Genomic DNA, 11,625 nt, shown 5'->3' with positions numbered 1-11,625 from the left:
GGGGGGGGGGGGGGGGGGCGCTGGCCCCGGCCCCCCGCGCCGGCGGGGGGGGGGGGGGGCCCCCCCCCCCCCCCCCCCCCCGGCCGGGCCCCCCCCCGGGGGGCCCCCGCCCCCCGCCCCGCCCGCCACCGGACGGGCTCAGCTGTTGAGGATCTCCTCGATCTTCGCGTCGAGCTCCGCCGCGACGGTCTTCACGTCGTCGCCGTTGGCGATCTTGGTGAAGGCGCTCTGGAGCACGTTCTGCGCCTCGACGTCGGCCCACTTGGGCGACGCGGGGGTGAGGCGCGTGTTCGCCGCGGCCGCGACACCGGCCTGGGCGATCGGGTTGTCCTGCGGGACGGCGCTCGCGAGCGAGACCTTGGCCGGGATGAGGCCGTTCTCGGCGAGGATCGTCTGGTACTCGTCGCTCATCATGATCTCGAACGCCTTGAACGCGAGCTCCGGGTTGTTCGACTTCTGCGCGACGGCGATGTTCGAGCCACCGGCGAAGACCTGCGCCGTGGTGCCGGCCTCCTTGCCCGGGAGCGGGAACGCCGTGAGGTCGCCGCCGTAGGTCGACGCGCAGCCGGGGACGCCGTCCGGCGTCTCGGGCTCCTCGGGGGCGTTGATGGACCACTGGATCCACGTCGGCGCCGAGAGGAACGCGACCTTGCCCTCGCAGAACGGCACCTGGAGGTCGGTCTCCTGGCCGTCCTTCGGCGCGAGCGACGCGTTCGTCATGAGGTCCTGGACCTGCGCGAGGCCGGCGAGGCCGCCCTCGCTCGAGAAGCCGCCCTCCCACTCGCCCGCGTCGTTCTGCTCGGCGATGAAGCCGCCGTTCTCCCAGATGAACGGGAGCGCGTTGTACCAGTCCTGGCCGGGCCAGTACACGCCCGAGCGGCTGTCGGTCTTGAGCGACTTTCCGAGCTCGACGTACTCGTCGAGGGTCGCCGGGACGGTGATGTCCGAGCCGATGGCCGACGGCGAGTAGAACACGGCGCGCGAGCCCGCGTAGTACGGCAGCGCGTAGTGCTTCTCGTCCCAGTCGCCGGCCTCGACGAAGCCCTTGAGCAGGTCGTCGCCGCCGAGGGACTGGAACTCCTCCTCCGTGATCTCACGGAAGAAGCCCGCGGACGTGAACGCCGGGGACTGCGTGTTGCCGACCTCGACGACGTCCGGGCTGTCGGAGCCGGAGAGCGACGTCGTGAGCTTGTCGACGAGGCCGGTCCAGGACTGCTCCTCGATCGTGAGGGTGCTGCCCGGGTTCTCCTCCTCGAACGTCGTCTTGAGGTACTCGCGAGCGGCGTCGGGCGTGTCCGAGCCGTTGAGCCAGACGCGGATGTCGCCGGTGGCGGCCTCGCCCTCGCCGGAGCCGTTGTCGTTGCCGCCGGTGCTGCAGGCGGTGAGCGCGAGTGCCAGGGTGATCGTGGACGCCACGGACGTGGCAACGAGGCGGTTCCTCTTCACTGGGTGCTTCCTCTCGGTGTTTCTTGGTGGCGGCGTCGGTGACGCCACCGGAGGTGTGGCAGGAGTCCTGCGTAATCGAGATCGTGCAGGGGTACTGCGTCCTGGGGGTACTGCACTGGGGGTCCCAGGGGGTTCGTGGGGGCAGGGCGCGAGCCGTGCCCGGTCGGGCTGCGGGGTCAGTGCGAGCGTCGTCGGCTCATGAGACTCCCAGCTGTCCGGACAGGACGAGGACGGCGGCCCCAGCGAGGACGACGTCTTCGTCGAGCGTCGCCATCCGCACCTGGAGCCCGCTGCCGATGACCGGCATCGTGCGCGCGCGGATGGTCTCGAACGCCGCCTCGCGCAGGGGCCCGTCGAGCAGGTCCGCCGGACCGCTGATGAGCACCTCCGCGAGGTTGAGCGCGCTGACGACAGGCGCGAGGGCGATGCCCAGCGTCCTGCCCACCGACGCCAGGACGGCGTCGGAAGCCTCGGTGTCGAGCCCGTCGGTCGCACGGCGCAGGGCCGGGACGGACAGGACGGTCTCCAGGCAGCCGCGGCGCCCGCAGGCGCACGGCTCGCCGTCGTCGACGACGGTGACGTGGCCGAGCTCGCCGGCCGCGTCCGCGTGCCCCCGCACGCGCGCGCCGTCGACCATGATGCCGGCGCCCACGCCCTCGCCCACGGTGAGCACGAGCAGTCCGTCGCCCGCCGCTCCGCCGAAGGTGAACTCGCCGAGCGCGGCGATGTTCGCGTCGTTCGCGACGTGCACCGCGAGCCCGAGCCGCTCGGTGAGCTGCGCGGCGAGCGGCACGTCGTACCAGCGGCGGTTGGGCGCCTCGATGACGCGGCCGTCGGCGTCGACGACGCCCGGCGAGCCGATCCCGACGCCGATCACCGGCTGGGTCGCGGACGCGATGAGCCCGCGGCAGAAGCGCGTGAGGAGGTCGACGAGCTCGGTGCCGGTGCGACCGTCGACCGTGAGGCTCTGCCGCACGACGAAGTCGCCGGTGAGCGTGAGGACGGCGCCGCGCAGCACCTCGTCGTCCGTGAGGTCGACGGACACGATCTGGTACGCGCTCGTGCGCATCCCGACGAGGATCGCGGGCTTGCCGACGCGCTGCCCGGGGCGCACGCCGAGCTCCTCGACGAGGCCCTCCGCGATGAGCACGGAGACGAGGTCGGAGATCGTCACCCGGGTCAGCGACGTGGCGCGCGCGAGGTCGGCGCGCGACGTCGGCCCCTCGTGGAAGAGGTGCTGCAGCACGAGGGACCGGTTGTGGGCCCGAGCGTGCTCGGGCAGCACCTTCGAGGTAGGCCTGAGCCCTGTGCTCAGGCGCCTCCTCGGTGCGCCGGTCCCGGTGACTGCCGTTGTCATGTTTGTTAGTAGACTGCCTTTACTAAGTGCGTGTCAACTTCCGTCGGGCTTCGTGATCGAAACGTTGCCGTCCGGCCCGGCGCGCGGGACCTCGGTCCCGACGCGGCCCACCCGGCGCAGCCCGGCCTGCCCCGACCTCAGCGGGCGTCGATCCACCCGCGCGCGCCGGCGTGCTCGACCGAGCGCGACGCGACCCGGACGGCGTGCTCGAGCGCGGCGCGCCACGACGCCCCGGTCGCGACCCGCGCCGCGAACGCGCCGTGGACCACGTCGCCCGCCCCGAGCGTGTCCACGACCCGCGCGGGCCCGGGGACCGCGATCTCGTACCGCTCCCCCGCCTCGAGGACCTCGACGGCCCGCGGCCCGCGGGTCCGCGCGACGAAGCGCGGGCCGAGCGCCGCGAGGGCGTCGAGCACGCCCTCCTCCCCGACGCCCGGCGGGCGGAGGTCGGCCGACGCGACGACGGCGTCGCACAGGCCGATCATCTCGGCCGCGTCGGGCTTCCACGAGCCTGCGTCGAGCACGACGGCGGCGCCCCGCTCGCGCGCCCGCCGCGCCACCGCGAGGGCGAGCCCCGGCAGGTGTCCGTCGAGCAGCACGACGTCGCCCGGGCCTGCGTCGTCGAGGAACGCGACGGCGTCGGGCAGGCCGGTCCCCCGGGTGCCGACGGCGAGGTCGCCGAACCCGGACGCGTTGGTGCTCACGACCGCGCGCTCGCCCGTCGCGCGCGTGACGAGCACGGTCGAGACGGCGGGCTGGCCCGCGCCCGGGTCGTCGCCCGCGACGTCGACGAGGTCGACCCCGCTCGTCGCGAGCTCGCGCCGCACGACGTCGGCGAGCGGCCCACCGCCCACCGCCGTGACGAGGGTCGTGGGGACGCCGAGCGCGACGGCGGTCGCGGCGGCGTTGGCGGCCGGGCCGCCGAACGTCGCGGAGAGGGACCGCGCGACGACCTTCTCGTCGGGCGCGGGGAGGGCGTCGACGACCTGGACGACGTCGAGGGTCACGAGTCCGCAGCACACCAGCACGCGCCCATCCTGCCGTGGCGACGCCGTCCACCGGCGTCGCGCTGCGGTTGTGTCACGGCCAGTTCACAAGACGGTCACGATGTCCGGATGCGTGTCCGGTTCGCGCGCTTGGCCCCCTACTCTCGCAGCATGCGGACCACTCGCCCCCTCGCCGTCGTCGCGTCCCTCCTGCTGGGCGGGGCGCTCCTGGCGGGCTGCTCCGCGGCCCCGGACGGCGCGGCGTCCTTCGCGGGCGACGGCGGCGGGGGCGTCACGGCGCACAGCGAGGCCGGCGCGGCCGACGAGGGGTCGTCGGGCATCGCGCCCGCGTCCGAGGACGCGGCGTCGCAGGGCGACCGGGAGGTCGTCACGACCGGCTCCGTGACGGTCGTCGCCGACGACCCGGCCACGGCCGCGGAGCAGGTCGCGGAGCTCGCGGAGAGCGCGGGCGGCCGCGTGGAGAGCCGGCGCCAGTCGGAGCCCGACGGCGACGCGCGGGCGAGCGCGGAGCTGACGATCCGCGTCCCGGCGGCGCAGACCACGGCGACGGTCGACGCGCTCGAGCAGGTCGGCGACGTCCGGGACCTGTCGATCGAGGCGGTCGACGTCACGGGGACCGCGCGCGACCTCGACGCCCGCGTGGCGGCGCTCACCACGTCGGTCGAGCGGCTGCGCACCCTCATGGGCGACGCGGCCTCGACCGAGGACCTGCTCGCGGCCGAGCAGGAGCTCACGACGCGGCAGGCCGAGCTCGAGTCGCTCCAGTCCCAGCGCGCGGCGCTCACGGACCAGGTGACGATGTCGACGCTGCACGTCTCGGTCGTGCAGGTCGCCGTGACGGAGAAGCTGGCCCCGGGCGGCTTCCTCGGCGGACTGCAGAACGGCTGGAACGCGCTGCTCGCCACGCTCAACGGGCTCGTCGTCGTCCTCGGCGCGCTGCTGCCGTGGCTCGTCGTCGCGGGCGTCGTGCTGCTCGTCGTGCGCTGGGTGCTGCGCCGCGTCCGGCGCCGCGCGCAGGACGGAGGGACGCCGCCCACGCCCGGGACGGACGCCCACGGGCCCGAGGACGGCCCCGGCGCGCCGTCGGCCGACCGCGAGCCCGTCGGGGCGTCCACGCGTGAGTGAGCGCGTGCCCGGCGCGGGCACCGCGGGCCGGGTCGCCCGGCTGTGGTCCGACGACGCGCCCGGCACCGCGACGCCGGCCGGGCACCTCGTGACGCGCGAGTGCGTGCACTGGGACACCGTCGGCCCGCACTCGTCGCCGCACCACGTCAACCCGCAGGCGCGGGTGCAGTGGCGGGTGCACCTCGACGGGACGGACGCCGCGGACGACGTCTACTGCGACGACCCGGGGGCGCCGGTCCTGGCGGCCGGCGACGCGACGGAGATCGTCGTGCGGGGGCGACGCCTGCGGGTCGAGTGGCTCGACGGCGACGACGCGGCGGCCGCGTGGGAGCGGCACGGCTGGTGACGTGGGCCACGATGGCGGGACGCACGGGTGCGGGGACGACGACGGCCCGCACCCGGGAGGGGTGCGGGCCGTGGCCGCAGGGGTGGAGGTGCGGGGAATCGAACCCCGGTCCGGTGACGCCGATCGAGGACTTCTCCGGGCGCAGTCTGCTGTCGTTTTTCTCGGCCCCCGCACTCACGCAGACAAGGTGCGGACGGGCTCAGTCACCTGAAAGTCCCCGTAGCCCCGGTGACGAGGACTACGAGCAGTGGCTCTCTAGATGACGCCAGGATCCGAGTCGAGAGCTAGCTCGGGCTGACGGACTTCGGGGCTCGCTCAGGCGGCGAGGGCGAAGTCGGTGCGCTTGTTATCGGCACCTGTGGTTCGCAGACATCGTTAACGAGATAAGCCTGCATCCTCGGCCCGCTTCTCCTCGAAGCACGACCACCGTCGAAACCGATCACCCCCTGTGGAGTTGTCAACCACTGCGGGTTCCCGGGCGGACCCGTTCCCCGCGCAGCAGGACAAGCCTACGGGATGAACGCCCGAGGTCGCACCGGAATTCCCGGTACGGCGACGGCGCGTCGCGGGCGCGCGAGCCGGCTACTTCCCGCGGGTCAGCGAGTCGACGAGCAGGCCGCCCGCGATCCCGAGGAGGAACACGTCCTTGGCGAGCCCCGTGCCCTGCTCGGTCGGGCGCACGCCGTCCTCGCGCGTCATCCCCGGCGTCTTGAGGTACATGCCCACGAGCCCTGCGGAGAACACGCCGAGGCCCAGGGCGACGAGGCCGGTGGGGACGAACGGCACGACGAGCGCCGTGCCGAGCGCGATCTCGGCCGTGGAGAGTGCCTTGGTGAACTGCTTCGGCTCGACGTCCTCGAGGAACGAGTACGTCCCCGCCGCCATCCCGTGGATGCCCTGCGCGGTCGCGTCGTCCGCGCCGCGCTTGCTCAGGCCGGAGTTGAGGATGTACGCACCCGCCGCGAGGCGCGGGACGTACTGGCGGAGCTTGACCATGGGGCCTCCTGGTTCGCGGTCGTCGTCTCGCCCTCGACCGTACGTCGGGGGCGCCGCGGTCACCAGCGGGTGCGGGGTCAGCGCAGCTCGCGCTGCCGCATGGCGCGCTGCGCCTCGCGGTTGTCCTGCTTCTCGCGCAGCGCCTGCCGCTTGTCGTACTCCTTCTTGCCGCGCGCGAGCGCGATCTCGACCTTCGCGCGGCCGTCGAGGAAGTACAGCGCGAGCGGCACGATCGTGTGCCCCTTCTCGCGCGACTTCGACTCCAGGCGCAGGATCTCCTCCTTGTGCAGGAGCAGCTTGCGCTTGCGGCGCGGGGCGTGGTTGTTCCACGTGCCCTCGGTGTACTCGGGGATGTGGACGTTCTCGAGCCACGCCTCCCCGTGGTCGACGGCGACGTACCCGTCGACGAGCGACGCGCGCCCCATGCGCAGCGCCTTGACCTCGGTCCCGGACAGGACGATCCCCGCCTCGTACACGTCCTCGATGACGTAGTCGTGCCGTGCCTTGCGGTTGCTGGCGACGACCTTGCGGCCGGTCTCCTTCGCCATCCGTGTCCTACCGTCCTTCGCTGTCCGTGCCGGGGCCCGTGCTGCCGGGCCGTCGGCGTGTCCGCGCGGCCTGGCCGTCGCGCCGGCGCCCCAGGCTACGGGTCCCCGACGACGACCGGGTACCGATTATCCCCTGCGCGAACCGCCCGGGGGCGCCGCGGCGGGCGCCGGTGGTTCCCCGCACGGGCATGCGACGGTCAGGGCAGGCGCGACATCGGGTTGACGGTGGACCCGTTGACGTAGACCTCGAAGTGCAGGTGGCACGCGCCCGAGAGCCCGGTGTTGCCCGAGTAGCCGACGATGTCGCCCTTGTTGACCCGCTGCCCGCCCGAGACGGCGAAGCTGGTCAGGTGGTTGTAGCTCGTCATGAGGCTCTGCCCGCCCACGACGCCGTGGTTGACGAGCACCTGGTTGCCGAACCCGCCGCGACGCTGGGCGTGCACCACCGTGCCGGACGCGGCCGCCATGATCGGCGTCCCGCAGTAGGCGCGGAAGTCGGTCCCGGCGTGCAGGCGCCAGATCCCGAGGACGGGGTGCAGGCGCATGCCGTAGCTCGACGTCACGTAGGGCACCGCGGTGGGGTACGACAGCGTGGTGCCGCTCGACGGGGGCGGCGCGGGCTTGCTGCTGCCACCACCACCGCCACCGCCGCCACCGCCGCCACCTCCACCGCCGCTGTTCTGCTGCTGCTGACGACGGCGCTCGGCCTCCTCGGCGGCCTTGCGGTCACGCTCCGCCTGCTCGGCGATGATCGTCTTGAGCTCGGCCTCGAGCGCCGCCTGGTCGCGCGCGTTCTGCTCGATCTGCTCCTGCGCGGCCGCCTTGCGCTCCTCGATCGTGGCCTTCTTCGCCTGCTGGTCGGCGATGAGCTGCTCGACCTCCGCCTTGCGGTCGGCGGCCGCCTTGCGCGCGGCCTCGGCGGCGACGACGTTCTCGTCCGCCTGCTTCTTGAGGTCGGCGATCGTCTCGCGGACCGCCTGCAGGCGCGCCTCGCGGTTGCGTGCGACGGACTCGGCCTCGAGCAGCTCCTGGAGCGACCGGGACTGGCTGCGCGCCGCCGTCGACGAGACCGCGTACTCCTCGATGAACTCCTCGGTGCTCTCGGCGCCCGTGACGATGCCGAGGCTCGAGACGTCGCCCTGGCCGCGGTACGCCTGGCGCGCCATCTCCGCGATGCTCGACCGCGCGTCGGCCACCTCGGTCGCCCCGCGCTCGATCTCGGCGCTGATCGCCGCCTCCTGCCCGAGGGCGTCCTCGAGGCGCTGCGCGAGGAGCTCCGCCTCGCGCTGGGTCCGCTCGACCTCGGCCTCGGCCGCCTCGAGCTCGGCCTGCGCGACGGGCAGGCGCGCCTCGATGGCCTGGAGGTCGATGACCGCCTGGGCGAGCTCGGCGTCGGTGTCCTCGAGCTCGGACTGGAGCTCCTCGCGGTTGCCGAGGATCTCCGACTGGCGGCGCTCGGCGGCGGCCCGACGGTCGTCGATGTCGTCGGCGGACGCCGAGGCGACGCTCCCGACGAGGAGCAGGGTCGTGGCGAGGAGTGCCGCGGTCGCGCGGCGCAGGTCGCGGGTCATCTCACACCCTCGTGTGGCGGTTGAGCGTGACGACCGAGGAGACGGCCGCCAGGAGGAACGCGATGCCGACGAGCACGGGCGCGATGCGCAGCACGTCCGCCTCGTCGACGTAGGCCACCCACGTCACGGACTGCGACAACCAGTCGGTGACGAGGTACTTCACCCCTACCCAGAGCCCGCCCACGGCGAGCAGCGCCCCGAGCACGGCGGCGATCGCCCCCTCGAGGAGGAACGGGAGCTGGATGAAGAGGTTCGACGCGCCGACGAGCCGCATGATGCCCGTCTCGCGCCGCCGGCTCAGGGCCGAGAGCCGGATCGTCGTCGTGATGAGCAGGACCGCGGCGAGGAGCATGACGGCCGCGAGACCCGCGGCGAGCAGCGACGCGCGGTTGAGCGCGAGGAACAGCGAGTCGAAGATGCGGCGCTGGTCCTCGACGACCTCGACGCCGGCCCGCCCGGTCACGACGTCGTTGACGACCTCGTAGTTCTCGGGGTTGGTCAGCTTGAGCCGGAACGACGCCTGCATGTCGTCGACCGTGAGCTGCGTGCCGAGGTAGCCGTCGGGGTAGCGCTCGGTGAAGGCCTCGAACGCGTCGTCCTTGGACTCGAAGTACACGGTCTGGATCTCGTCGGCGAGCTCGGTCTCGAACACGTCCTCGAGCGCGGCGATCTGCTCGGGCGTGGCCTCTCCGGCGGCGCACGTCGGCGACGGCGAGCCTTGCGGGCACAGGAAGACCGACACCTCGACCTTGTCGTACCAGTCGTCCTTGAGCTTGCCGATCTGGGCCTGCAAGAGCATGGACGCGCCGACGAAGGTCAGCGACACGAACGTCACGAGGACGACCGAGACGGTCATCGAGACGTTGCGGCGCAGGCCCTGGCCGAGCTCCGCGAGGATGAACTGGAGGCGCACGCCGCTCACTCCCCCGCCGTGGCCGGGGCGTGACGACGCACGGAGCGCCGCCGCGGCAGGGGCGTGTCGGCGGGCGCGGGCTCGGCCGGCGCAGGTGCCTGCTCGGCGCGGACGGGGCGCGGGACGACCGTCGTCGGGGCGGACTCGGGCGCCGTGCCCGCGGGGTCGGGGATGACCTGGCCGCGCGCGCCGTAGGAGCCGTGGGCCTGGTCGCGCACGAGCGTGCCCGTCTCGAGCTCGATGACGCGGCGGCGCATCTGGTTGACGATCTCCTCGTCGTGCGTCGCCATGACGACCGTCGTGCCGGTGCGGTTGATGCGGTCGAGCAGGCGCATGATGCCGAGCGACGTCGTGGGGTCGAGGTTCCCGGTCGGCTCGTCCGCGAGCAGGATCGGCGGGCGGTTGACCATCGCGCGCGCGATCGCCACGCGTTGCTGCTCACCGCCGGAGAGCTCGTGCGGGCGGCGCTTCTCCTTGCCCGCGAGCCCGACCATCTCGAGGGTCTCGGGCACGGTGATGGCGATCGTGTGACGCGGCTTGCCGATCACCTGGAGCGCGAACGCGACGTTCTCGAACACGGTCTTGTTGGGCAGCAGGCGGAAGTCCTGGAAGACGACCCCGATCTGGCGCCGCAGCTTCGGCACGTTCCAGCTCGAGAGCGACCCGAGGTCGCGGCCGGCGACGAACACCTTGCCCTTGGTGGGGCGCTCCTCGCGCAGGACGAGGTGCAGGCACGTGGACTTGCCGGACCCGGACGCACCGACGAGGAACACGAACTCGCCGCGCCGGACCTCCAGCGACACGTCGTCGACGGCCGGTCTCGCGCCGCGCGCGTAGACCTTGGTGACGTTCTCGAAGCGGATCACAGCGGCACGTTCCTCGGGTCGGGGGTCGATCCGTGGACGAACGGGGTTCGTCGCACGATCCCGAGGGTAGGCACGCGATCCGGGCCCGGCGGGGCGGACACGCCGCGCCCGGGTGCATCGATCCGTTGCCCGGATCAATCGCTCCGGGCGGCGCCGGGAGGGTCAGGCGTCCTTCTGCACCCCGCGGCGCCAGCGGATCCCGGCCTCGATGAAGTCGTCGATGTCGCCGTCGAACACGGCCGACGGGTTGCCGACCTCGTGCTCGGTGCGCAGGTCCTTGACCATCTGGTACGGCTGCAGCACGTACGAGCGCATCTGGTCGCCCCAGCTCGCCTTGATGTCGCCCGCGAGCTCCTTCTTCTTCGCGTTCTCCGCCTCCTGGCGCACGAGCAGCAGGCGGGACTGGAGCACGCGCAGGGCTGCGGCGCGGTTCTGGATCTGCGACTTCTCGTTCTGCATCGACACGACGATGCCCGTCGGGATGTGCGTCATGCGCACCGCGGAGTCCGTCGTGTTGACGGACTGCCCGCCGGGGCCCGAGGACCGGAACACGTCGACCTTGATCTCCGACTCGGGGATCTCGATCGAGTCGGTCTGCTCGATGAGCGGGATGACCTCGACCGCCGCGAAGGACGTCTGGCGGCGGCCCTGGTTGTCGAACGGCGAGATGCGCACGAGGCGGTGCGTGCCGGCCTCGACGGACAGGTGGCCGAACGCGTACGGCGCCTTGACCTCGAACGTGGCCGACTTGAGCCCGGCCTCCTCCGCGTACGAGGTGTCGAGGACGGTGGTCGGGTAGCCGTGGCGCTCGGCCCAGCGCAGGTACATGCGCAGCAGCATCTCGGCGAAGTCGGCCGCGTCCACGCCGCCGGCGCCCGCACGGATCGTCACGACGGCCTCGCGCGCGTCGTACTCGCCGGCGAGCAGCGTGCGGACCTCGAGCTGGTCGAGGTCCTTGCGGATGGCGGCGACCTCGTTCTCGGCCTCGACGAGCGTGTCCTCGTCGTCCATCTCCTGGCCCATCTCGACCAGGGTCTCGACGTCGTCGATGCGCTGGCCGAGCTTCTTCACCCGGTCGAGCTCGGACTGCGTCGCGGACAGGGCGGACGTCACCTTCTGCGCCGCCTCCGGGTCGTCCCACAGGTCGGGGGCCGACGCCTTCTCCGAGAGGTCCGCGATCTTCGCGCGCAGCTCCTCCGGGTCGCTCACGCTCTCGATGGACTCGAGCGTGCTGCGCAGCGCCTTGATCTCGGACGGAAAGTCGATGGTGGCCACGAGGTTCAAGGTTACGCGACCCGGCGCACCCTCCGCGGGGGGGGGGGGGGGGGGGGGGGCGCCCCGGGCGGGCCCCGGGGGGGGGTCCCCCCCCCGGGCGGGCGCCCCCCCCCCCCCCCCCCGGCAGGCGACCGACCGCGGACCCCGCCGAGCAGCGGCCTGCTCAGCCCGCGGG

The 11,625-nt window shown here is 73.2% G+C and carries 11 protein-coding genes and 1 other RNA gene; 2 read left to right on the top strand and 10 right to left on the bottom strand.

Going from position 1 to position 11,625, the window contains the following annotated elements; translation table 11 throughout:
• Positions 1 to 138: 138 nt before the first annotated feature.
• From GYH36_RS17800 to GYH36_RS17790, 3 genes are all read right to left on the bottom strand, one after another.
• Positions 139 to 1,446, bottom strand: coding sequence for an extracellular solute-binding protein (locus GYH36_RS17800; protein ID WP_024841999.1), 1,308 nt, complete (start codon positions 1,444 to 1,446; stop codon positions 139 to 141).
• 196 nt (positions 1,447 to 1,642) lie between these two features.
• Positions 1,643 to 2,803 carry an ROK family transcriptional regulator gene (locus tag GYH36_RS17795; protein ID WP_024842000.1) on the bottom strand — a complete coding sequence of 387 codons (1,161 nt, stop codon included), beginning with the start codon at positions 2,801 to 2,803 and terminating at the stop codon, positions 1,643 to 1,645.
• A gap of 137 nt (positions 2,804 to 2,940) precedes the next feature.
• Positions 2,941 to 3,831, bottom strand: coding sequence for a PfkB family carbohydrate kinase (locus tag GYH36_RS17790; protein ID WP_162290538.1), 891 nt, complete (start codon positions 3,829 to 3,831; stop codon positions 2,941 to 2,943).
• A gap of 129 nt (positions 3,832 to 3,960) precedes the next feature.
• Here GYH36_RS17790 and GYH36_RS17785 point away from each other — a divergent pair, with 129 nt between their 5' ends.
• Both GYH36_RS17785 and GYH36_RS17780 read left to right on the top strand, forming a co-directional pair.
• Complete coding sequence (locus GYH36_RS17785; protein WP_162290537.1) at positions 3,961 to 4,935, top strand: DUF4349 domain-containing protein; 975 nt, start codon at positions 3,961 to 3,963, stop codon at positions 4,933 to 4,935.
• Positions 4,928 to 5,281, top strand: a complete 354-nt coding sequence (locus tag GYH36_RS17780) for a hypothetical protein (RefSeq protein WP_162290536.1) — start codon at positions 4,928 to 4,930, stop codon at positions 5,279 to 5,281. Before GYH36_RS17785 ends, GYH36_RS17780 begins: the two co-directional genes overlap by 8 nt.
• A gap of 80 nt (positions 5,282 to 5,361) precedes the next feature.
• Here the strand turns inward: GYH36_RS17780 and ssrA are convergent.
• The 7 genes from ssrA to prfB all read right to left on the bottom strand — a co-directional run bounded on the left by ssrA (position 5,362) and on the right by prfB (position 11,450).
• Positions 5,362 to 5,728: a transfer-messenger RNA gene (ssrA, locus tag GYH36_RS17775) on the bottom strand.
• Between the two features lie 135 nt (positions 5,729 to 5,863).
• Positions 5,864 to 6,277 (bottom strand): hypothetical protein, encoded by a 414-nt coding sequence (locus GYH36_RS17770; RefSeq protein WP_024842004.1) that lies wholly within the window; start codon positions 6,275 to 6,277, stop codon positions 5,864 to 5,866.
• A gap of 77 nt (positions 6,278 to 6,354) precedes the next feature.
• On the bottom strand, positions 6,355 to 6,825 hold the full coding sequence (smpB, locus tag GYH36_RS17765) for an SsrA-binding protein SmpB (RefSeq protein WP_024842005.1): 471 nt from the start codon (positions 6,823 to 6,825) through the stop codon (positions 6,355 to 6,357).
• 197 nt (positions 6,826 to 7,022) lie between these two features.
• Positions 7,023 to 8,396: a M23 family metallopeptidase gene (locus GYH36_RS17760; protein WP_115942280.1), complete on the bottom strand. Its 1,374-nt coding sequence runs from the start codon at positions 8,394 to 8,396 to the stop codon at positions 7,023 to 7,025.
• Position 8,397: 1 nt separating this feature from the next.
• A complete protein-coding gene (gene ftsX / locus GYH36_RS17755) occupies positions 8,398 to 9,309 on the bottom strand; it encodes a permease-like cell division protein FtsX (protein ID WP_024842007.1) in 912 nt (303 codons plus the stop codon).
• A 5-nt stretch (positions 9,310 to 9,314) separates the two neighbouring features.
• On the bottom strand, positions 9,315 to 10,175 hold the full coding sequence (gene ftsE, locus GYH36_RS17750; protein WP_162290535.1) for a cell division ATP-binding protein FtsE: 861 nt from the start codon (positions 10,173 to 10,175) through the stop codon (positions 9,315 to 9,317).
• 162 nt (positions 10,176 to 10,337) lie between these two features.
• Positions 10,338 to 11,450, bottom strand: coding sequence for a peptide chain release factor 2 (prfB, locus tag GYH36_RS17745; RefSeq protein WP_162290534.1), 1,113 nt, complete (start codon positions 11,448 to 11,450; stop codon positions 10,338 to 10,340).
• Between the last annotated feature and the right edge of the window lie 175 nt (positions 11,451 to 11,625).

The sequence above is a fragment of the Cellulosimicrobium composti genome (assembly GCF_010287905.1).
Classification (GTDB): domain Bacteria; phylum Actinomycetota; class Actinomycetes; order Actinomycetales; family Cellulomonadaceae; genus Cellulosimicrobium; species Cellulosimicrobium composti.
Note: the sequence above shows the minus strand (reverse complement) of the source record. Positions and strands in the feature narration are given on the sequence as shown.

Bases quoted from the DNA above. Each gene is read 5' to 3' on its own strand.
- GYH36_RS17760 (WP_115942280.1), bottom strand. From the start codon at position 8,396: ATGACCCGCGACCTGCGCCGCGCGACCGCGGCACTCCTCGCCACGACC.
- GYH36_RS17795 (WP_024842000.1), bottom strand. From the start codon at position 2,803: ATGACAACGGCAGTCACCGGGACCGGCGCACCGAGGAGGCGCCTGAGC.
- GYH36_RS17785 (WP_162290537.1), top strand. From the start codon at position 3,961: ATGCGGACCACTCGCCCCCTCGCCGTCGTCGCGTCCCTCCTGCTGGGC.
- smpB (WP_024842005.1), bottom strand. From the start codon at position 6,825: ATGGCGAAGGAGACCGGCCGCAAGGTCGTCGCCAGCAACCGCAAGGCA.
- GYH36_RS17770 (WP_024842004.1), bottom strand. From the start codon at position 6,277: ATGGTCAAGCTCCGCCAGTACGTCCCGCGCCTCGCGGCGGGTGCGTAC.